The following is a 22,164-nucleotide window of genomic DNA, read 5'->3' as shown; positions in this document are numbered from 1 at the left end:
ACCTTACTTGCTTTCTTGTTGTGCGAGCGCCTTGTGTGGAATATTCCAAATTTCATCAGCATACTCAGCAACTGTGTAGTCAGCTGAGAACTCCCCACTTGCCGCAATATTTGCCAACGCCTTACGCGTCCAAGCTGTCTTGTTTTGGTAATCTTGACCCAAACGCGTTTGCGTCGCAACGTATGAGGCATAGTCACCCAAGACAAAGTACTCGTCGTTATCACGAATCAATGAATCAAACACAGCACGTCCTTCTTCTTCGATATTCGGAATCGTACCGTCAATCAATGCATCCAAGACACGGTGCAAAACTGGGTTGTTGTCATAAATACCTTGGGCAGAATAATCGTGCTTCTCATAGTGTGAGTAAACCGTATCTGTATCCATACCAAAGGCGTAGGCGTTTTCTTCACCAGCTGCGCGAATAATTTCAATGTTAGCCCCGTCCATCGTTGCCAATTGCAAGGCACCGTTGGCCATCAACTTCATGTTTGATGTGCCAGATGCTTCCTTACCAGCTGTTGAAATCTGTTCAGACACATCAGCTGCCGGAATAATCAATTCAGCAAGCGATACCCCATAGTTTGGAATAAAGACAACTTGCATCTTTTGATTAACCGCTGCATCGTTGTTGACCATGTTGGCAACCTCATTAATCACCTTAATGATTTGCTTGGCATAGTAGTATGACGGCGCTGCCTTAGCGGCAAAGATGTGAACACGTGGCGCTACGTAAGCATTCTTGTCATGCTTCAACGCCAAGTAATCCGTCAAAATGCCGAGCAAGTGTAGCAATTGACGCTTGTAGGCGTGCAAACGCTTGATTTGTACATCAAAGATAGCATCCGTGTTCAACTCCAAGCCCATGTTACGCTTAACCCATTCGGCCAAGCGCACCTTGTTCTCGTGCTTAACGTCCTGCAACTCTGCCAAGAAGTCCTCGTCCTTTGCGAACTTGTTCAATTTGGTAATGTCCTTTGGTAATGAACGCCAACTCTCGCCAATCTTCGTATCAATCAAAGCTGACAAAGATTCGTTCGCTGCATGCATGTAACGACGGTGCGTAATACCATTCGTCTTGTTTGAGAACTTTTCAGGCCACAACGTGTAGAAATCATGCAACACCTTGTCCTTCAACAACTCACTGTGCAATGGTGCCACACCATTAATGGCGTGTGATCCAATCGCTGCCAAACGGGCCATGTGAACTTGACCGTCTTGCAATGGCGACGTACGCCAAGCGAAATCTTCCCCGTGTTCGCTAGCAACCGCCAAACGGTGACGACGATCAATTTCTTGAATCAATTGGAACAAACGTGGCAATTCCGCTTGGAATAGGCCTTGTGACCAACGTTCCAATGCTTCAGCCAACAACGTGTGGTTCGTGTAACTAACCGTACGCGTCGTGATGCCCCATGCTTCTTCCCAGCTCAAACCATGTTCATCCAGCAAGATACGCATCATTTCTGGAATCACAACCGTTGGGTGAGTGTCATTAATGTGGATGGCTACTTGGAATGGCAATGAATGTAGTGAATACCCATCTGCCAAGTGGTGCTTAATAATGTTTTGTACACCAGCTGAACTGAAGAAGTACTCTTGACGCAAGCGCAAGCGACGCCCTTCTTCATTTGAGTCATCAGGATACAATTCACCTGAAATACTTTCCAGAACACTGCGTTCAGAAACCGACACTTGCACCTCTTCTGGCACTTCTGCAGACCATAGGCGAAGCGTGTTAACGACATCATTGTTGGCCCCAATCATCCCCGTATCATAAGGCACAGCCAAAACATCAACACCGCCTTGGTAAACCGGACGCAATCCTTCAGGCGTTTCAGCCATGTAGACGCTACCGCCGTAGTGTACAACTTGTGCTTCACTGTCTTGGCGAACTTCCCAAATGTTGTCGTTCTTCAACCAATCATCTGGATATTCCACTTGGTAGCCATTCACAAAGGCTTGGCGGAACAAACCGTAACGGTAACGAATACCATTTCCGTTTCCAGCAAGCTCGATACTTGGCATGGCATCCATAAAGTCTGATGCCAAACGGCCCAAACCACCATTACCCAAACCTTGATCAACTTCCGCTTCCAACAAGGCGTTGAAATCAACACCCAAGTCTTGCATCACTTCTTCTGCTTCCGTCAACAATCCTAGGTTCAGCAGGTTCGCACGCAAATAACGACCTGGCAAAAATTCAATCGAGAAGTAGTACACCTGCTTTGCGCCGGTGTCTCGGTAGTTTTCCTTAGTACGACGCCACTTGCTAGCAATCAACTTCTTGGCCACCGTGGCCAAAGCTTGATAGCGTTGCAAATCGGTCGCATCTGCCAAACTGACTGCGAAAGTCCCCTCCAACTCGGCTAGAAAACTGTCTTTCAGCATAGTTACCTTATCGTCTTGTTGCATACACTCACCTCAATAATCTTTATAGTTGTTCATAGAGTTCGCGATAGGCGTTGGCTGATTGTGTCCAAGACACATCAACTGCCATCGCTTGTTCTTGCAAACTACGCCATGCTTCTGGCTTGTTCAAGAACGTTTGTTGCGCGTAATCCATCATCCAACCAAGGGTGCTAGCATCAAATTGCTTGAACCCGAATCCGGTTCCCTCTCCTGAAACCTCGTTATACGGCACCACTGTGTCACACAAGCCACCAACCTCGTGTACCAATGGCAACGTGCCATACAATTGCGCCATCATTTGTGAAATACCACATGGCTCAAATGCACTTGGCATTAGGAACATATCCGCTGCCGCATACATGCGTTGGGCCAAATGCACATCAAAATCAATGATGACACGTAATTGATCTGGGTAGTGCGCTGCCAAGTTCGTCAACTGGCCTTCCAGTTCAGGAATCCCTGTTCCCAAAATAACGACTTGTGCGTCGTGCGTTGCCAAGAAATATGGCAATGCTTCAGCTAGCAAATGCACACCCTTTTGTGGTGTCAAACGTGACACCATCACCATCAAAGGACCAGCTGCGTGTGGCAAGCCAAATTCGTCTTGCAACGCGTGCTTATCCTTTTCCTTACCACTCAAATCAGTTGCATCATAGTTAAATGGCAAATCTGGATCAGTGGCTGGGTTGTAACGTTCTGTATCAACCCCATTTACGATTCCTGATAGCTTACCTTCGTACATGCGCAAAACTGGATCAAGATGCTCACCAAATTCAGGTGTCTTAATCTCTTCGGCATACGTTGGACTAACTGTGTTGATACGGTCGGCAAACACCATCGCCGTCTTCAACCAGTTGCTACCATCCCCAAAGCGCGCTTCTCCACTCGCGTACAAATTCCAATCCAAATCAAAGAACGTTTGCAACGTTTCTGGCGCATAGTCACCTTGGAATTGCATGTTGTGAATCGTCAACAATGTCTTAATTTGTTGTAGCGGTTGTTGCCAGGCATAACGCGTCTTCAACAAAGCTGGAATCATTGCTGTGTGCCAGTCATTGGCGTGCAAGACATCTGGAATAAAATCGATTTCTTGCATCATTTCAATGACAGCCAGTTGGAAGAAGGCAAAACGTTCACCGTCATTCCAGTGTTCGTAAAGCTTCTTACCTGAGAAATATGATTGGTTATCGATGAAGTAGTAGATAACACCGTTCAAGCGCATCGTCTTCACGCCAGCATATTCCTCATGATTGTTAATCCACACTGTAAACCAGTGCAAATCCATCAATTGGTCGCGGTACTTTTCTGGAAAAATTTCATGGTAGTACGGTGCAACCACACGTACATCTTCACCTTGCGCATTTAGCGCGTTAGGCAAAGCACCGGCCACATCCCCGAGGCCTCCCGTTTTGTAAAACGGCACTACTTCACTTGCAGCAAACAGTACTTTCATTAGACAGTCACCTGCTTCTTGGCTGCACGCACAACTGCTTCCTTGCCAACGATAATTGGCATTTCTGGCGTACCGTGCAACACAACACCAGGCTCAATCACGGCATCCTTGTCCATGATGACATATGACAAATCAGCCCCGGCACCAATCTTGCAACCTTGCAAAACAACTGAATGACGCACCTTCGCATCTTCTGCCACTTCAACCGTTCGGAAGACAACTGAATCTGAAACAGATCCGGCAAATGTACCACCCGTTCCAAACAATGAACGGTGCACTTCAGCTGATGGCATAAAGTGCGCTGGCGCTTCATTCTTTGACTTCGTGTGCACTGGACGTTCCATCAACAAGCTGCGGTAGTTGTCAAAATCCAACAATGCCTTGTTTGCTTCGAAGTAACTCTTCACATCGTGCACTGGCAAGTGAACGCCTTCGTGCACAACCACGTTAGCGCCAAAGTCGCTCATCAATTGACGCGTCAAAGCTTGGACGTTCTTACCCGTCGCATGTTCAATTTCACGATCAGCCGCCACTTGCAAAATGTTTGAATCAACAACGCTGGCTTGCAAATAAACCAATACTTGCTCTTCAGATGAACGACGTACGTTTTCAGCCGGCTCAAAGTTACGAGCCAATCCTTCGTCAGTCAACGTCAGCACTTGCATACCAGGCACCAAATCAGCCACGTCCATCCAACGCGCAACAACCGTAACGGGTTGTGCTTGTTGTTCGTGGTTCGCCACAATCGCCTTCAAATCCAAGTTCGTCACTTCTGACGTCCCCAAGATAGCTGTGTATGGTGTCTTAGCGTGATTAATAAAGCGACGGATGTCCTTTAATAAACCACGTTCTGACTGAAATGTCATAAATAAACCACCGCCCAAGCGATCCATTTGCCATTCACGCCCCGTACGAACGTGGTCCAAAATTGATTGGCAACGGTCTGGCATGGCCATCATTGTCTTCGTAACACCCGCATTACTTGCAGCTGATAGTGGGAAATCAACCAATCGGAACTTACCACCGAATGGCACGCTTCCCAATGGACGATCAACCGTCAATTGTCCCAAAGTATGGCAGTGTGCTTCATTCAAATCGAGAATGACACTTAATTGATTACGCATTCGACAATACCCCCTCATTTACTTGCGTCTCTGCATAATATTCATCGCAACCAACAACTGCGATATCATCAGGCGTTCCAACAATCACAGCACCCGGCGCCACCACAGCACCTTCACCAACGATTGCATATGACACAGCTGCGCCTGCGCCAATCTTTGCCCCTGGCATAATCACACTGTGATCAACCACTGCATGGTCTTCTACTGTCACACCAGTTGAAATCAAACTGTGTGAGACACGACCCGCAACGTACACAGCATCCACCATCAAACTATCGTGAATTTGAGCTTCTTGTGCCACGTACATTGGGTTTTGATTCGTGCTGTGTGAGTAGATACGCCAAGCGCGGTCTGACAAGTTCAACTCATTGTCGCGTTCCAACAATTCCATGTTCGCTTGCCACAATGATTGAATCGTACCAACGTCGCGCCAGTAGTTACGGAAGGCAAAGGCGTAAACCTTTTCGTCATTTGCCAAGTAAGCTGGAATCACGTTCTTACCGAAGTCGACCATATCTTCGCCTTGCTCGTACCCTGCTACCAAGTACTCACGTAGCTTCTTCCAGTTGAAGACGTAGATTCCCATTGAAGCCAAGTTAGACTTTGGGTTAGCTGGCTTTTCTTCAAATTCCACAATCTTGTTATCGTTATCCGTATTCATGATTCCGAAACGTGATGCTTCGTCCATCGGCACTGGCATAACTGAAACCGTCAAATCAGCTCCCGTCTCCTTGTGCGCGTCAATCATGTCTGTGTAATCCATCCTGTAGATGTGGTCACCTGACAAAATCATCACGTATTCAGGATCTTGGCGGTCAATGTAACCAATGTTTTGGTAAATGGCGTGGGCCGTTCCCTCAAAGAACTTGTTACCTTCACCGTCTGAGTATGGTTGCAAAATTGATACGCCACCGTCCATCACATTTAGGCCCCAGTCTGAGCCGTTCCCAATGTGTTGGTTCAATTCGTATGGTTCATATTGTGTGATTACCCCAACCGACGTCACGTTTGAGTTCGCCAAGTTACTCAACGTAAAGTCAATAATGCGGTAGCGTCCGCCGAATGGCACTGCTGGCTTAGCCAAGTTCTTCGTCAACTTGCCTAGTCGTGTTCCTTGTCCCCCTGCGAGGATCAAAGCCGTTACTTTATCCTTCATTTTTCTTTCCCCGTGTTTGCTTCTTTTGCTTAATAATCAATGCCCCAGTTGCAGGCAAAATAACTGAAATTTCATAATGGTCACCGGCCAAGAAGGCTTCGTGCTCCGTTGGAATGTGCTTCCAAGTACCACCAAAGTCACTGTTTTCCGTGTTTAGGAGCACCTCGTACTTACCGGCCTTAGGTACGATAACGCGGTAATCATTCTTTTGTACCGGCAATGTATTCATCGCCATGATGAGTGTGTCGCTGGCCTTCTTACCACGACGCATAAACGCCATGGTGCCACGATACCCTTCGTCAGTTTGTGAGAAATCAACCCCTTCAGGTACAAAATCTTGTTCCCACAAAGCGTGTTGGTCACGATACAACTTGTTAAGTTCGGCCGTGAAGTGTTGCATGCTGCGGTTTAGACCGTCTTCTAGGTCGCGCCACTCCAACGGTTCTTCGTCACGCCATTCCAAGAATTGACCCCATTCACTACCCATGAAGCGCAACTTCTTACCTGGATGTGTCATCATCCAAACCATCATGGTGCGTAGGTTTGCGAATTGGTTATAACGGTCACCGAACATCTTGTGCATCAAACTCTTCTTACCGTGAACAACTTCATCGTGTGATAGCGGTAACGTAAATTGCTCATCAAACGTGTACATGAAGCTAAACGTTAAGTTGTTAAATGCACCTGGTCGGTAAAGGTAATCAAGTTCAAAGAAATCAAGTGTGTCATGCATCCAACCCATGTTCCACTTGAAGTCAAATCCCAGCCCCTCAGGTGATGTCACCCCAGGGTAGGCGGTCGCTTCTTCGGCGAACATCAACGCCGCTGGCACGCGATCATGAATAATCGCATTCAGCTTTTGCAAGAATGCAATTCCTGCATAGTCGTAAGCTGTGCCATCTTCGTTACGCCAGTCTTCCTTGCCCGCATCTTGGTTGATGTAGATGATGTTTGACACACCATCCACACGTAGACCGTCAAAGTGCACATCTTCTAGCCAGAACAATGCGGCTGAAATCAAGAAGCTTTGCACTTGTGACTTTCCTAAGTCAAAGTTCCAAGTTCCCCAACGCACATTTTCAGCAATCGTACGGTTACCAGACTCAAATGTTGGCGTACCGTCATAGCGATATAGCGCGTCGTAGTTCTTGATAAAATGACCTGGCACAAAGTCCAAAATCACACCGATATTGGCCTTGTGGGCTTCATCAACGAAATATTGTAAATCTTGCAAACGCCCCATTCGTGACGTTGCTGCGAAGAAACCATACGTTTGGTACCCCCACGACATATCCAACAAATGTTCCGTAATCGGCAACATCTCAATGTGGGTGTATCCCATTTCCTTAACGTACGGAATCAATTGATCCGCCAGTTCACGATATGACATGTATGACCCGTCCATGTGACGGCGCCATGATGTCATGTGCATTTCGTAGATATTAACCGGTTGGTTCAACTTGTCGCGTCGACCTTGACGACCACGATATAAGCCATCGTGCCACTTGTATGAATCCGTGTTTACAATCGCTGCAACACCGGGTTTCTTTTCGTATTCATGAGCGAATGGATCTGTGCGTAGTAACACTTCACCATCACGCGTCTTAATGGCGTATTTGTAATAGTCACCTTCGTCCAATACGTCAGTCGTAACTTCCCAAACACCCGTCTCCTCTAACGGGGTCATGGCAAAGTCGTCGTGAATCGCCCAATCACAGTGTGCCGACACTAAGTGAATTTCTTCGGCGTGCGGTGCCCAAACGCGGAAAGTTAATTCCTGTCCGTTGCGCGTCACCCCAAAAAATTTATCTGCGCGATATGACTGACCAGTATTGAACAAGTATGCAGCTTGTAAGCTTTCGTTCAGTACATGTGGTTTCAGCATAATCATGGTCCTTCTTTCTTTTCTCTGGAAAATCGTCCGTTTCAGAGATTGTCTTTTAATCATATGCTAGAGATATGAAATCCATATCTGAGAAAATATGTTATTTTTTCACACTTCCGCTCGGACAGTTGCCGAATTTGTTATTTTTTGAGCAAAGTTTTTAAAAAAATTTGAACACGCAAAAACGCCCGCTCAGCAACCTAGCTGAGCGGGCGTTTCTCAAAGTATTTAATTCGTAAGATTTTTTATATCTCGCTTTATGCCTCGGCAATATCTTGCATCATGCTGTAGTGACGACGGTGGCTAACATAGTAAATCACCATCGCAATAATTGATACGACAAAAATGCTAAATAGCACTTCAACTTGTGGCATTGCTGAGCCGCCAATCATGATTGTCTCACGCAAACCATCAACCGTATAAGTCATTGGCAAGTATGGGTGCAACCACTCAAAGAATGCATTAGACAATTGAATTGGATACGTTCCAGCTGAACCACTCAATTGGAAGACCAATAGAACCATGGCAGCAAACGCACCAGCCTTATCGAACCACATGTAGATAGCTGTTACTAACGCAGCATCCATCAATGAGATAAGTATCATAAAGCCATATGTTTGTAATGGGTGAATTGGATCTAGTCCCAAAATACTAATACTCAAACCATACAAAACAGTTGCCGCCATAACGGCGATACCGAACAACATGACCATCTTTGATCCCATCCAAGCAGCCAAAGAACTAATCTTAGTGCGTGGTGAAATCATATCAAGCATCAAGTTCAGCGCCATCATACCAACGAACATGGCAACTGAGAACATGTATGGCACCATACCAGTTCCGTTGTTAGCAACATGATCCTTTTCGGTTTGCTTTGCCGTTGCAGGGGCTGCAATTTGCTTAAACGTCTTGTTGGTTGCCTTGGTGTCGTTAACTTGCTTAGCTGCTGAACCCATCTTATCAGCCAACGTTTGGTTACCAGCTTGCACCTGTGCCAACGCTGGGCTCAATTGCTCAGCACCCGTCGTCAATTGGTTAGCTCCACCATTAAGTTGACGAGCGCCATCGGCCAATTGACCAGCACCACTGTTCAACTCACTGCGCTTGCTGTTTAGTGTATCCAAACCGGTCGTTAATTGACTTGAACCGGCCAACAATTGGCTAGCTCCGTTTGATAGGTCACCAGTCTTACCATTCAACGTGTTTAGACCATCGCTCACTTGCGTTGATCCGTTCGTCAACGCACTGACACCATTTGATAGGTCACTTGTCTTACCGTTCAACGTATTCAAACCATTATTCAATTGCGTTGCACCGGTCATCAAGGCATTCGTCCCGTTTGACAAGTCACTCGTCTTGCCGTTCAACGTATTCAAACCGTTGTTCAATTGCGTTGCGCCGCTTTGCAAATCAGTTGACTTACCAGCCAATTGGTTCAAACCTGCTGACAACTCATGCGTTTTTTCATCTAGGGTATTAATTGCACCTGGCAACGCCTTCATTTGCTCAAGTTGCGTGTTCACATCGTTCAAATCCGTGTTATTGGCTGCCTCAGCCAGTTGTGTGATTTGACTTCCGTGCGCATTATTAAACGCATTAATTTGTTCTGAAAGGGCCGCAATGTCCTTAACAATTGGCTCAATTTGCTTAGACGTTTCACTGTTGTTAACGTCTGCAGTCAATGATGCGGCAATCTTTGCCTTTTGCTCTGGCGTCACCTGTACACCAGCATCAGCAAACGCCTTATCAACATTTGCCGGCATTGCTGCGGCATCATCTGCAGTCGCCTTGTTCAAATTATCCAAGTGCGTTTGAGCAGTCTGCAACTGCGCTTGGAGTTGTTCATTCGAAGGCATATCCTTAGCGATATCTTGTAGCATCGCCACTTGCGTTTGCAACGTTGTAATCTTGCCTTCAAAATCTTGGCCCTTCAATTGTTGGTTCAATTGATCCACACCGTTAGCAAGTTGCTCACTACCAGATGCTGCTTGGTTGACGCCAGCCGTGTATTGTTGCACGCCTGATGTTAGCGTATTACCACCTGCCGCCAATTGGTTAACACCACCAACCAACGTTGGCACTTGGCTATTCAATTGACCAATACCAGCTGTTAGTTGGTTGCTACCGTTTGCTAACTGGCTAACACCACCTGCCAGTGTTGGCACTTGACTGTTTAATTGACCAAGTCCGGCCGTCACTTGATTGCTACCGTTTGCCAATTGGCTAACACCACCAACCAAAGCAGGCACTTGGCTATTCAATTGGCCAAGTCCGGCCGTTACTTGCTGGCTACCTGAATCAGCTTGTGCGACACCGTCAACGTATTGTGATAATCCTTGCGTCAACGTTTGGGCACCATCGTTGAATTGCAACGTACTTGCAGATAACGTCTGCAACCCACTCGTTAATTGATCAGAACCTGACTTGATTTGGGTTGTCCCATCAGCCAATTGCTTGTTAGCATCAGCGGCCGTACCCATCCCCTTGCCGACCTTCTTCATCTCAGCAAAAATCGTCTTAGCGTAAGTCTTCGTGACTTGCTCTGATACATTCTGGCTAATTTCCTTAGCCCCTGATTCTGACAACTTACCTGCGATGAAACTGTGACCTGAACTCGTCTCATAATCAAGCTTCATTTGCTTTGGCTCTTTGTCCAAGAGCGTCGTGGCGTCCTTAGAAAAGTCGCTTGGAATCGTGATGACTGTGTAGTACTTGCCATCCTTCAAGCCGGCCTTAGCTTCTTCTTCTGAAGGGAAATGGAAATCCATTGCCTTCGACTTGCGTAGCTCCTTTTCAAGGTCATCACCAACTGCAAGCTTCTGTCCTTCATAATTGACTGACTTATCCTTATTAACAATGGCGACTGGCAAATTCTTCACCTGACCATAAGGATCCCATAATGAGCTCAAAAAGGTTACCGCGTATATCGATGGTACGAAGAACAATACGACGATAACCAACATGAAGAACTTGTGCTTCTTCAAATATTCCCATTCTGCTTTAAACACAGTGGCTACCTCCCTTTTACATTATTGAACAACCTGTTGAATAAATAATTTACTTGTATTATATTAAGTCTTATAAAAGGTGAGTACAATACACAGTTTTGAACAGTGTGTTCAATAAGTTGGAGGGGAACATGAAACAGGCAGAACGAAATGCGCAAACACAGCAACTCATTAAAGAAGCTTTTATTCATTTAATTAATGAAAAAGGCTTTAACAGTTTAACTGTTTCAGACATCACGCGCGAAGCTGGCGTGAGTCGTGGTACCTTCTACGTCCACTACACCGACAAGTTTGAACTGCTAACTAAAATCGAAGATGAATTGATTGATAATATCGCTGCTGCTTTAACAGCCAATTTGGCTGAGCCACTTTCTAACCACACCCCTGAAGATTTCTCAGGTGCGCCTTATAAAGTGTTTAATCAAGCGCTTGGGTATGTTAATCAAGAACGCGAAACGATGCGCGCACTGCTCTCATCGAATGGCCATCCCCAATTCTTCAACCGCATTAAGGAGTTGGTCGATCACCTATTCACCCGCCAGTTAACGCAAAATCATGGTCGTTTTTCAAGCGAACTGCCTATCGATTACACCAAGGAAATCGCCCTAAACAGCATTTTGAACATCGTGCGTCACTGGCTTGATAAGGACGAGCCTGAGTCACCCGAAGAGTTGGCTGAAATCTTGATGAAGAGTCGTTTCATGGCTCCTCACGAACTAATCACATTCAACTGATATCTAGTCCAAAACAAAAGACCAGCCACAATTGGCTGGTCTTTTGTTTTACATATAATTTGATTTTGATAGGTCTTCCAACGACTCCAAGTGGAACCCCTTGCGTGACAGCACCTTGATAATCTTTGACAACGTTCCTTCATTAACTGAGTCAGGCAACGTAAATAAAATACGTACCGTACGTGGGTTGTTATCGGGATTCAACGTCATTGATGATGAAATTTGCGTATAACGCGTAATAATCTTAGCAGCCTTTTCCAAGCTACCGCGTTCACCATCCGTCACAAGCGTCAATGTGTAGCGCCCATCGTCCGTTTGCCATGAGTCAGACATCAACTTCATCATACGACTGTGCGTCATAATCCCCATGAAATGATTATCCTTATCCAAAACAGAGATGAATGGCAAATCACGAAGCGTAAAGAACATCTCAAAGAACGTCGCTTCAACGCCAACGAACTTCGTCATGTTACGCATGTAAGTTGTCACCGGCAGATTCATATCTCCGCCATCAACTTGGTGTCGGTAGATGTGCATCTTATAGATCGCACCGCGGAACAATTGACCACTCTCATCCAAGATTGGAATTGCACGGAAATTTGAGTTATTAAAGATGTCCAAGGCATCTTGCAACGTCGCATTTTCGCTGACCGTCGTCAATACGTCACGGGACTTAATTAAAGTTGCTAGCATTTGTGCCGACTCCCACTTTCTAGTTTCTAATCTAATTATAATAACACGATTACAGTACTACCGCACCTTTTTGTGGAAAGTATCACGAATTCTTCTAAAATAATGAGAATCACCTTTGAACTGGAAGTTAGTAGCCACACACCACCAACTAAAAAAGACAGCACCAAACTGGTACTGTCTTCCTATCTACTACAACTTTTCAGCCGGCTCCAATGTGAAACCGTGCCATGGTTGAATCAATGATAACAATGCCATGTCCTCGGGATGGATATGACCGACCACGTTGATGCGGCTGTCGTTTGGCAAATCGCGTAGCGCAATCTGCAACTCACCCTTGTATTGTCCATAGTCATTGTTGTCGATAATGACATCCCCACGCGTAACATCAACCGTGTTAAACGCTGGGAAATCTTCAGCCTTGTACTTCACGCGTGTTTGCGTTGAACGTAGCACATAGTCTGAACGATCACCACGATACATTTGTGGTTGGTCATACAACACTTGCTTTGAAACCTTAGATACCAAAGGTTCCTCCACAACACGTAGCCCAACCATCGTACGGTTGAACGCATCCGCTGCGGCTTGCAAATCAGCATCATCCGCAAACGCATCGGCAATCAACACGTCATCTACCAGTCCGTTGAAGCGCAATTCTTGCACTTGCGTTGCGATTGGCAAGTTACGGTGATCTTCCATTGATACCAAACCATCACTCACTGGCCATGGCCCAAATGAACCACTTGGCGCGTTAACAAACGCTGCTGTACGCAATCCGTAGTGACGGTATTGCAAAGACGTTTCTGCAAAGTAGTCACGTCCTAATCCCGTAAAGCGTTGTGGGTAAAAATTGTGTGATCCAATCAAGTTATCACGGTTAACACCAAAATCCATGATCAAATCAATGTAGTGTTGGCCACGTGACATGTTCAATTCAATCTTCAACCCGTATGGATTATGCGTCATTTGCGCTTCTTCAGCACCCGTGAAACCTAAATCCAAACGAAGTCCCCAAGCACCCATTTCAGAGAATAGGCGCAAATCCGTGTAGCTTGTTCCTAGTTGCTCGAACAATTCCGGATTGATGTCCAAAATCGTCTTCATCCCCAATTCGTTTCCGCGCATGATGACTTGCTTGTATTGATCCAACAAATCCGTCATATCTGGCGTCAACTCTAACAATGATGTGAAAATGCGGGTGTAGCCGTAGCTGGCCGCCTTTTCGATGTATGCAATGTTATCCGCCACGCTCGCACGTGATGGATACACTGAAATACCTAATTCCCCCATTGGCTAGGCCTCCGTTACCTTCTCTTGAAACGCCACTTCTTCTGGCGTTTCGTCTGCAACTTGTTGCCCTTCAAGCACTTGACGTTGACGGTCAACCAACTTGAAGAATGGGATGTATAGCAACGTATCAAGTACGAACAAAACAATTTGCAAAACCGCACCTGAGACGTGTGAACCAGTAGCCAAGAATCCAGAAATGATTGGTGGCATCGTCCAAGGAATCACAACACCAACCGTTGCGTGAACAATCCCTGTTGCCATCGTAACATATGCGATGATGGCATTGATAACTGGTACGAAAATAAATGGAATCAACAAGTAAACATTCAAAACAACTGGCGTTCCGAACATCGTTGGCTCGTTAATGTTGAACAACCCAGGTGGCGTGATCAACTTAGCCAACGTCTTAAATTCCTTACTCTTAGCCGTCAAAATCATGGCTGCAACCAAACCAATTGTTGCACCACCACCACCAAGGTAAACAAACAAATCCATAAATGGTTGCGTTACGATGTGTGGCATCGTTGCGTCCGCGTTTTGTGAGTAAACCTTAGCATTTTCGGCCATCAATCCTAGCCAGATTGGTGACATGATGGCACCGGTAACGTTACCACCGTGCACACCGATGAACCAGAACAATGACGTCACGATTGAAACAACAATCGCACCGGCCAATGAACCACCAAAGGCTGACAACGGACCACCCAATACCAATTGCAAGATTCCGTGGATTGAAGCCATTGGCGTCGCAGCCAAACCAGCGTAGATAGCACCCCAAAGCAATACGATAACCGCTCCTGGAATCAAGGCTGCAAATGAGTTTGCAACAGCAGGTGGCACGCCATCAGGCATCTTAATACGAATATCTTTCTTCATAAACCAAGCGAAGATGCTCGTTGATACCAAAGCAATCAAGATTGAGGCAAACAATCCTGCCGCTCCCATGTACGTCAACGGGAAACCTTCCCCTGCCTTCGCCATAATCGTTGGCGTTGAGATAACGTAACCAGACAAGGCAATAATACCTGCTGATACCCCATCAACCTTCAATTCTTGTGCATAACGGTAAGCAATACCAAATACCGCTACCAACCCCATCAAACCGAACGTTCCATTGGTAATCTTAACCAACCAGTCAAACGTTCCGTTATCGATTAACCAAGTCTTGAACGAATCAATTGAGAACCCATTGGCAATCAACATCGTCAAAGACCCCACAATAACCAATGGCATCGCATACGCAATTCCATCACGAACGGCATTCAATGCCTTATTGGCAGCCAATTTCGACCCAATTGGCATCAAATAACGTTCCAGCAACTCTGTCACTTTCTTCATGGTGACATCCCCCTTTTCCTTTATGCGCCCATTTTATCGAATGAAAACGGATACAAAAGGAATAAATTGTGAATATGTATCGACATAAAAAGACAGCTAACCAAATGGCTAACTGTCTTGAAAAACTATTTTCCTGTCTTTGTCTTTGTGAAACCAAAGAGCCAAATCAAACTCAAACCGGCAAATACCGTGCTGAACCAGAACAAGTGGCCCAAGCCAGTGGCGGTTTGATGAGCAATCGCTGCCGGCGTTGCGCTGGTTGTCTTAATAAACAACGCTGCAATCGCCGTTCCGACTGCACCAGCAAATTGCTGGATTGTGTTGAAAATGGCGTTCACGTCACCAGATACTTCACGTGGCACTTCGGCAACACCCGCCGTCATTGATGTATTGAACGCCAAATTACGACCCAACGTGAACAACGCGTACATGACCGTTAAACCAATTGATGTAATTGATGGTGCCATGATTGAAAAAATAACCATGACAACAAAGAAACTAATTGAACCAATCGTCAACGGCTTTGTCGCACCAGCACGATCATAAAACGCTCCGTACATTGGTGATGAGATTGATCCTAACAATGATCCCGGCATCAATACTGCACCAGCAACCATTGTCGTTGCACCCAACGTCAATTGCGCATATTGCGGAATTGCGAAGTTCACAGCTAAGTTAATCGCTTGTGACGTTGCGTAAATTAGCAACGCAAAGACCATTCCCTTGCTCTTGAACACCGACAAGTTCAACAGCTTCTTCGTTGACTTACCAGCAATCCGAATGAAGAGCACCATTGCGACAATCGCAATCACTGCCAATACAATAATCGTGGCTGAAATCTTACCAGACTCCAATTCGCCAAGCGCCAACAAGGCCGTCGTCAATGACACACCCAAAACAATGAATTGCCACCAATCAAAACTAGCCGCTTCAGCTTGGTGTTCACTTGGCAACGTGCGCCATCCCATCACCAAACTAATCAGCATAATTGGCAACACAATCACGAAGATGGCACGCCAGCCAAGCCAATAAGTCACCAAACCACCGTACACTGGGCCAAGCGCGGGCGCCAGTGACAAAATCAAGCCACCGAAGCCCATGTACTTACCGAGTTGCATTGGCGGAATACTCATCAAGATTACGTTAAAGACCAATGGCAACGCAATTCCGGTTCCAACGGCCATGATGAGTCGACCAATCAACAACGGCCAGAAACTTGGGGCAAAGATGGAAATAATATCACCGATAACAAATGAAATCATACCCAAAATAAAAATCTTGCGTGGACTCATCACCGCCTTTAGATAAGCTGATGTCGTCATCATCAAAGCCACAATCAACAAATAGGCTGTTGTTAGCCATTGCACTGTTCCCATTGGAACATTAAATTGCTTAATCAAATCCGGGAACGTCACGTTCATTGACGTTTCCGTCAAAATACCGACAAACCCTAGAATCGCAGTCGCAACAATCGACCAAACGACTCGTGGTGAAACTTTTTCTGTCATTTTCTCACTCCTTTTTTGAACACTTGTACTATTGAAGCACAAAAATAAATTCTTCGTAAGTAAAACTTTCCTTAAGTTTCAATTTCAACAAAAAAGCCCGAAGCACAAGGCTCCGAGCAATAGTTCTTAGTGGCTAACGACAATTGTTTCGCCAGCTTGCAGGGCATCCATATTAATTGATGGGTTCATTTGTTGCAACTCAGCCACTGTTAGGCCATGTTGCTTAGCAATTGAATAAGCTGTCGTTCCTTGAGGCACTGTCAATTGCGTTGCAGCACTTGTTGATGAACTCTCAGACGCTGGCTCAGCTTCACTTGATGCTTCTGCCTCACTTGTTGCAGCTGGTTCACTTGCCGTTTCGGCATAATCCTCGGCTACGGTTGATTCAGACTCAGACGCAACTTCCTCATCTGCCGTATCAACAGAGTCGTTTGGTGTTGTGCCTGCTTCATCGATAGAACTTTCTGAACTCGTTGTGGCTGTCTTCGTTGTTTCGTTATGTGAACCACCACTCACACGATCCAAAACAATTGGTGAATAGAAGCCAATAACAAACAAAACAATATATCCCAAAATAACGAGTAGCCAAAACTTGTATTGTTGCGGTTGCTTTGTTTCCATGGTGTTCATTTCCTTACTGTACTTAATTATTAATCTCAGATTATCACTTAATCTCTTCAAAAAACATCTTCCACCGTTTGCAACAATGTTTTTTTAAACAGTGTGGCGTTTTTGTGAACGACCAGCAAAAAAGGGACGATACATCGCTGTATCGTCCCTTTCTATTTTAATTACTTAGCTGAACGACGGAATGCCAACAACTCGTGTGAGATTTCAGCAGTTGCGCCGTAAACTTGCTTGTAGATAGCGTGGATTTCTGCGTAACGTGCAGCGCGATCTGCATCTGGCAAGTATTCCTTGTCAAATGAGTTCCATGCAGCAGCAGCGTCTTGAACAGTGTCGAACCAACCCAAACCAGTAGCGGCCAAGATTGCGGCACCCATTCCAGGTCCTTGCTCGTTCTTCAATGAAACAACCTTCTTGTTGAAGATGTCAGCTTGGATTTGCAACCACAATGGTGACTTAGCACCACCACCGATGGCAACAACAGTATCGAAGTCAGTACCAGCTTCTTCGTAGATATCAAAGATGTCCTTGAATGAGAAGATAATTCCTTCCAAAACTGAACGAACGAAGTCAGACTTCTTGTGCGTTCCGTCGATACCAGTCCATGAAGCACGGATGTCACCGTCAGCGTATGGTGTACGCTCACCTACCAAGTATGGCGTGAACAACAAACCGTTAGCCCCAACCGTTGACTTACCAGCTGATTCAACCATCGCCGTGAAGTCTTCATCAGCAGCAAACGTCTTCTTGAACCATGACAAAGCGTATCCAGCGGCCAAAGTAACACCCATTGAGTAGAACTTACCAGGGATAGCGTGGTTGAAGAAGTGAACCTTACCCTTGTAGTCAGCATCTGCGTTGTCTTCGTACTTCAAAACAACACCTGACGTACCGATTGATGACATCACCATGTTAGGTTGCAAAATTGCAGATCCGATGGCACCAGCAGCGTTGTCGGCTGCTCCACCAAATACCTTAGTCTCAGTCGTCAAGCCTGAGAAGGCAGCGTACTTTGGTGAGATAGTTCCAGCAAATTCTGGTCCTTCGATAATCTCAGGGAAGAATTCTGGCTTCAAACCAAAGGCTTCTTGAACTTCCTTTGACCAAGTGCGGTTAGCAACGTCCATTGCAACCGTACCAGCGGCATCAGAAATTTCCATAGCCAACTTACCAGTCATACGGTAACGCACGTAATCCTTAGGCGTTACGAATGAAGAAGCTTGTGAGAAGATTTCTGGCTCGTTTTCCTTAACCCACAAGATCTTTGGCAAAGTAAATCCTTCCAAAGCCTTGTTACGCGTGATGTCGATGAATTCTTGACCCATCTTCTCAGCGATTTCCTTAGTTTGTGGCGTAGTACGAGTATCGTTCCACAAGATTGCTGGACGCAAAACTTGGTTGTTGTCATCCAACAAAACCAAACCGTGCATTTGACCTGAGTATGAAATACCAGCAATGTCTTCAGGCTTGATGCCGTCATCCAAAATCAAACGTACGATGGCTACAGTCGTACCGTTAACCCAATCTTCTGGGTTTTGCTCGCTGTATCCTGGCTTTGGTTGTGATAGTGGGTAATCATATGATTGTTGTGCAACGATGTTTCCTTGACGATCAACAGCTGAGATCTTAACTGATGACGTTCCTAGGTCAACACCCAATACGACTTCGCTCATGTTTATGTCCTCTTTCTTTGTTATGTATACAACGAGGGCTGGGCTAATTTAATGGCCCAGCCCTCGTCGCCGTAGGGATTGGCCCTACTGTTATGTTTGTTGCAATGTGAGTGTGAGATAGGCACTCACATCGCTTTTGTTGAGATTATTTTTGAGATTTTTTGAGATTGAGAGATGCTATATCGACCATTATTTCAAAAGGAGTCGACATGGCGGTGCTAATTTTGCATTAGCGTAAGCCTTTTCTTACCAGGAACCTATTCGGTTGGGATTACTTTGAGAAAGTTGAACCCAAAACTGAGTAGATGTAGTTGTTCAACGTAGCCTTGATAGCTTCCAAACGTCCTGATTGGATCGTTGAGAAGATCTCGTCGTTCGTCTTGTTCAAGATGTAAGCTTCGAAGTCAGCGAATGAAGCCTTGTCGTTTTCGAAGTCAGCACCGATACCTGAATCGAATGATGAGTAACGCTCCTTGTAGATGTTCTCCAAGAAGTTGTCTTCGATCATCTTCATAGCAACACGGAATCCAGCAGCGTAAACGTCCATACCGGCCATGTGTGCGTAGAACAAGTCATCCATCTTGAATGAAGCACGGCGAACCTTTGAGTCAAAGTTCAAACCACCAGTTGGCAATCCACCGTTCTTGATGAACTCGTACATAACCAAAGTAGCTTCGTAGATGTCGTTAGGGAATTCGTCGATGTCCCAACCAGTTTGCTTGTCACCCATGTTGGCGTCCAATGAACCCAACATACCAGCTTCACGTGCAAAACGTGCTTCGTGCTCGTAAGTGTGACCAGCCAAGTAAGCGTGGTTACCTTCCAAGTTCAACTTGAAGTCGTTTTCCAAACCGTACGTCTTCAAGAAGGCGATAGTAGTTTGTACGTCAGTGTCGTATTGGTGAGCAGTTGGCTCCTTTGGCTTAGGCTCCAACAAGAATTGACCAGTGTAGCCAATTTCGTTAGCGTACAACTTAGCCAACTTGAAGAACTTAGCGATGTGGTCCAACTCACGCTTCGTGTCAGTGTTCAACAATGACTCGTAACCTTCACGACCACCCCAGAATACGTATGATTCTGAGTTCAAACGCTTAGCGATTTCCAATGAGTGCTTAACTTGTGCTGCTGCGTAAGCAAATACGTCAGCAAATGGCGTAGTAGCTCCACCAGCCATGAAACGCTTGTTAGTGAACAATGATGAAGTGTTCCACAACAACTTCTTGCCAGTTTCCTTCATCTTTTCTTCGATGCGGTCAACAACGGCGTCCAAGTTAGCGTTCGTCTCTGCCAAAGTGTTACCTTCAGGAGCCAAGTCACGATCGTGGAATGCGAAGTATTCAACACCCAACTTGTCCATGAACTCGAACATGTAGTCAACCTTAGCGATTGCGTGGTCCAAGTCAGTCATGTCGTCAACACCGTTAACGTCCCATGGACGCTCGGCAGTACCTTCACCAAATGGATCAACCATGCGTTGGTCCATCGTGTGCCAGTAAGCAACTGAGAACTTCATCCAGTCCTTCATCGTCTTAGTCTCACCGTTGATAGTGAAAACCTCTTCTGGGTTGTAGAAGTTGTATCCCTTTGATGCTTCAAAGTTCAATCCCTTTGCTCCGCCGATAAATTCTACCTTAGGAAAGTCGAACAATTCTGACATTATGTCATCCTCCAAAATTCTTAAATCATCTGTTTTAATCATCAAAGCCGGTTGGCTTTGGTTAGTTGGTTTAAGCAATCAACTAACTTACGAGATTTATTATAGGGTACCTATTCACAGAATGCAAGCGTTTGTATGTGATTAATTTCGCAATTCGTTCAAAAACATAACAAAAACGCCTAAACATGGGCGTTTAGGCGTTTAAAATTATAAAAACTCTAATTTTTGAATACGCTTTCATTAGCGTATTTGTGCAATTTTTACAACTAATTAGATTCGGCTGCATCTTCTTCTTCTAGCGCGAAGTTCAACTCGTAGCCCATCATATCAAGCAAAGAACGCGTTACCATGGCAACACCACCAGAAAGTGTCGCGCGATTAACTGACTTCTTAGCAAAGTACAATGGCGTTGCTGACTCAGGTTCGATCTTACGATACGTCTCTAAAAGGTAATCAAGCAACTCTGGCGTCCCCGCAATGAAGCGTGAGTGAACAAACACCGCTTCCGGCGCTGCGTACTGTGCCAAGTTATAGATTGTTCGACAGATTGCATGAACCCATTCATCAATCAATGCTTTGGCATCTGCATCGCCACCCATATATAGAGAAAGAAAATCTTCACGGGTAATTTCTTCTTGCCCTTTTAGCGCTCCCAAGCGGATTAACATCGCATCTTCAGCGTACAAATCTTCAATATGAATTGTGTTATCGAACTCACCCTTAGCAAGTTGATCATTGTTTAAGACAACTTGGCGTCCAATTTCTCCGGCTTCACCATGTAACCCTCGGAACAAGCGACCATTTTGAATAATTCCGGCTCCAATACCGTTGTGGATATTCACAACGGTAAAGTTTTGGAACGTTTCAGCTGCATCGTAGTCATGATAATCACGCAAATATACAGCAGCCAAGTTGGCTTCGTTTTCTAGTATAACGGGTACGTGTAATGCCTCTTCCAAATCCTTGGCCAAATCTTCATTTACCAATTCGGTATGGAACGGCGTGTAGCGTACCTTGTTATCCTCGACAACACCGTGAATGGCAACCCCAATTCCGATTAAGCCATGATCCGTTTGCATATCACCTAGCTGCGCAACATAAGAAAGCATCGCACGCTTGTAATCAGCATAACGCATCCCCAACACCGTCATTTGCCCACGTGAAATAACTTCACCCGTAATGCGTGCTACCAAGTAACGGAGGTGATTACGTCCCAAGTCAAATGAAACAATGTAGCCATAGTGACGATTGAAGCGAATCAGCTTTGGCTTGCGTCCACCAGCTTTCGAAACGGTTCCTTCACCTAATTCTTCTATATAACCATCTGCTTCGACATCACGATAAATTGTCGTGACGGTCGATTTATGTAAAGCAATCTGTTCTGCAATTTCGCTACGTGATGTTTGCTGGGCATTAAACAATGCTTGCAACATCAGTTTACGGTTCGTGTCGCGCATCGCATCTTGGTCTACTTTCGAAACCATTCTTTCTCCTTCTGCAACTTAAAACCCACTTTGAGTAATTCAAGATAAAACCTATTTATACCATATAGATAGGTTTTAATCGTCGTTATTTTTTTATTTTGTCTAAATTATTATACAGGTTTTTA

15 protein-coding genes are annotated in these 22,164 nt (G+C 45.4%); 1 reads left to right on the top strand and 14 read right to left on the bottom strand.

What is annotated here, in order from left to right; all coding sequences use genetic code 11:
• Window positions 1-3: 3 nt before the first annotated feature.
• From ACAW68_00280 to ACAW68_00255, 6 genes are all read right to left on the bottom strand, one after another.
• Window positions 4-2,415, bottom strand: a complete 2,412-nt coding sequence (locus ACAW68_00280; GenBank protein XGA16061.1) for a glycogen/starch/alpha-glucan phosphorylase — start codon at window positions 2,413-2,415, stop codon at window positions 4-6.
• A 19-nt stretch (window positions 2,416-2,434) separates the two neighbouring features.
• Window positions 2,435-3,865 (bottom strand): glycogen synthase GlgA, encoded by a 1,431-nt coding sequence (gene glgA, locus ACAW68_00275; protein ID XGA16060.1) that lies wholly within the window; start codon window positions 3,863-3,865, stop codon window positions 2,435-2,437.
• On the bottom strand, window positions 3,865-4,989 hold the full coding sequence (glgD, locus tag ACAW68_00270; protein XGA16059.1) for a glucose-1-phosphate adenylyltransferase subunit GlgD: 1,125 nt from the start codon (window positions 4,987-4,989) through the stop codon (window positions 3,865-3,867). The genes glgA and glgD overlap by 1 nt, the downstream gene beginning before the upstream one ends.
• Window positions 4,982-6,145 (bottom strand): glucose-1-phosphate adenylyltransferase, encoded by a 1,164-nt coding sequence (locus tag ACAW68_00265; protein XGA16058.1) that lies wholly within the window; start codon window positions 6,143-6,145, stop codon window positions 4,982-4,984. The genes glgD and ACAW68_00265 overlap by 8 nt, the downstream gene beginning before the upstream one ends.
• The gene (gene glgB / locus ACAW68_00260) at window positions 6,135-8,030 is read right to left on the bottom strand and encodes a 1,4-alpha-glucan branching protein GlgB (GenBank protein ID XGA16057.1); all 1,896 of its coding nucleotides are present in this window, start codon (window positions 8,028-8,030) and stop codon (window positions 6,135-6,137) included. Before glgB ends, ACAW68_00265 begins: the two co-directional genes overlap by 11 nt.
• A gap of 257 nt (window positions 8,031-8,287) precedes the next feature.
• Window positions 8,288-11,038: a YhgE/Pip family protein gene (locus tag ACAW68_00255; GenBank protein XGA16056.1), complete on the bottom strand. Its 2,751-nt coding sequence runs from the start codon at window positions 11,036-11,038 to the stop codon at window positions 8,288-8,290.
• A 131-nt stretch (window positions 11,039-11,169) separates the two neighbouring features.
• On the opposite strand from ACAW68_00255, the gene ACAW68_00250 reads away from it, so the two are divergent.
• Window positions 11,170-11,772 (top strand): TetR/AcrR family transcriptional regulator, encoded by a 603-nt coding sequence (locus tag ACAW68_00250; protein XGA16055.1) that lies wholly within the window; start codon window positions 11,170-11,172, stop codon window positions 11,770-11,772.
• Window positions 11,773-11,820: 48 nt separating this feature from the next.
• On the opposite strand, the gene cbpA is transcribed toward ACAW68_00250, so the two are convergent.
• From cbpA to ACAW68_00210, 8 genes are all read right to left on the bottom strand, one after another.
• A complete protein-coding gene (gene cbpA / locus ACAW68_00245) occupies window positions 11,821-12,465 on the bottom strand; it encodes a cyclic di-AMP binding protein CbpA (protein XGA16054.1) in 645 nt (214 codons plus the stop codon).
• 189 nt (window positions 12,466-12,654) lie between these two features.
• Window positions 12,655-13,752 carry a DUF871 domain-containing protein gene (locus tag ACAW68_00240; protein XGA16053.1) on the bottom strand — a complete coding sequence of 366 codons (1,098 nt, stop codon included), beginning with the start codon at window positions 13,750-13,752 and terminating at the stop codon, window positions 12,655-12,657.
• A gap of 3 nt (window positions 13,753-13,755) precedes the next feature.
• Window positions 13,756-15,090, bottom strand: coding sequence for a PTS sugar transporter subunit IIC (locus ACAW68_00235; GenBank protein XGA16052.1), 1,335 nt, complete (start codon window positions 15,088-15,090; stop codon window positions 13,756-13,758).
• 125 nt (window positions 15,091-15,215) lie between these two features.
• Window positions 15,216-16,598 (bottom strand): MFS transporter, encoded by a 1,383-nt coding sequence (locus ACAW68_00230; protein ID XGA16051.1) that lies wholly within the window; start codon window positions 16,596-16,598, stop codon window positions 15,216-15,218.
• A gap of 126 nt (window positions 16,599-16,724) precedes the next feature.
• Window positions 16,725-17,219: a LysM domain-containing protein gene (locus ACAW68_00225; protein XGA16050.1), complete on the bottom strand. Its 495-nt coding sequence runs from the start codon at window positions 17,217-17,219 to the stop codon at window positions 16,725-16,727.
• 170 nt (window positions 17,220-17,389) lie between these two features.
• On the bottom strand, window positions 17,390-18,898 hold the full coding sequence (xylB, locus tag ACAW68_00220) for a xylulokinase (protein XGA16049.1): 1,509 nt from the start codon (window positions 18,896-18,898) through the stop codon (window positions 17,390-17,392).
• Window positions 18,899-19,169: 271 nt separating this feature from the next.
• Window positions 19,170-20,555, bottom strand: coding sequence for a xylose isomerase (gene xylA, locus ACAW68_00215; GenBank protein ID XGA16048.1), 1,386 nt, complete (start codon window positions 20,553-20,555; stop codon window positions 19,170-19,172).
• 266 nt (window positions 20,556-20,821) lie between these two features.
• On the bottom strand, window positions 20,822-22,039 hold the full coding sequence (locus ACAW68_00210) for an ROK family protein (protein XGA16047.1): 1,218 nt from the start codon (window positions 22,037-22,039) through the stop codon (window positions 20,822-20,824).
• Window positions 22,040-22,164 lie beyond the last annotated feature (125 nt).

The organism is Weissella confusa (genome assembly GCA_041871065.1).
GTDB classification, from domain to species: Bacteria; Bacillota; Bacilli; order Lactobacillales; family Lactobacillaceae; genus Weissella; species Weissella confusa_A.
Note: the sequence above shows the minus strand (reverse complement) of the source record. Positions and strands in the feature narration are given on the sequence as shown.

What these genes read in the sequence shown, in the direction of transcription:
- ACAW68_00240 (XGA16053.1), bottom strand. Translation starts at nt 13,752, where the DNA reads ATGGGGGAATTAGGTATTTCAGTGTATCCATCACGTGCGAGCGTGGCG.
- cbpA (XGA16054.1), bottom strand. Translation starts at nt 12,465, where the DNA reads ATGCTAGCAACTTTAATTAAGTCCCGTGACGTATTGACGACGGTCAGC.
- glgA (XGA16060.1), bottom strand. Translation starts at nt 3,865, where the DNA reads ATGAAAGTACTGTTTGCTGCAAGTGAAGTAGTGCCGTTTTACAAAACG.
- glgB (XGA16057.1), bottom strand. Translation starts at nt 8,030, where the DNA reads ATGCTGAAACCACATGTACTGAACGAAAGCTTACAAGCTGCATACTTG.
- ACAW68_00280 (XGA16061.1), bottom strand. Translation starts at nt 2,415, where the DNA reads ATGCAACAAGACGATAAGGTAACTATGCTGAAAGACAGTTTTCTAGCC.
- ACAW68_00250 (XGA16055.1), top strand. Translation starts at nt 11,170, where the DNA reads ATGAAACAGGCAGAACGAAATGCGCAAACACAGCAACTCATTAAAGAA.
- xylB (XGA16049.1), bottom strand. Translation starts at nt 18,898, where the DNA reads ATGAGCGAAGTCGTATTGGGTGTTGACCTAGGAACGTCATCAGTTAAG.
- ACAW68_00210 (XGA16047.1), bottom strand. Translation starts at nt 22,039, where the DNA reads ATGGTTTCGAAAGTAGACCAAGATGCGATGCGCGACACGAACCGTAAA.
- ACAW68_00265 (XGA16058.1), bottom strand. Translation starts at nt 6,145, where the DNA reads ATGAAGGATAAAGTAACGGCTTTGATCCTCGCAGGGGGACAAGGAACA.
- xylA (XGA16048.1), bottom strand. Translation starts at nt 20,555, where the DNA reads ATGTCAGAATTGTTCGACTTTCCTAAGGTAGAATTTATCGGCGGAGCA.
- ACAW68_00230 (XGA16051.1), bottom strand. Translation starts at nt 16,598, where the DNA reads ATGACAGAAAAAGTTTCACCACGAGTCGTTTGGTCGATTGTTGCGACT.
- ACAW68_00225 (XGA16050.1), bottom strand. Translation starts at nt 17,219, where the DNA reads ATGGAAACAAAGCAACCGCAACAATACAAGTTTTGGCTACTCGTTATT.
- glgD (XGA16059.1), bottom strand. Translation starts at nt 4,989, where the DNA reads ATGCGTAATCAATTAAGTGTCATTCTCGATTTGAATGAAGCACACTGC.
- ACAW68_00235 (XGA16052.1), bottom strand. Translation starts at nt 15,090, where the DNA reads ATGAAGAAAGTGACAGAGTTGCTGGAACGTTATTTGATGCCAATTGGG.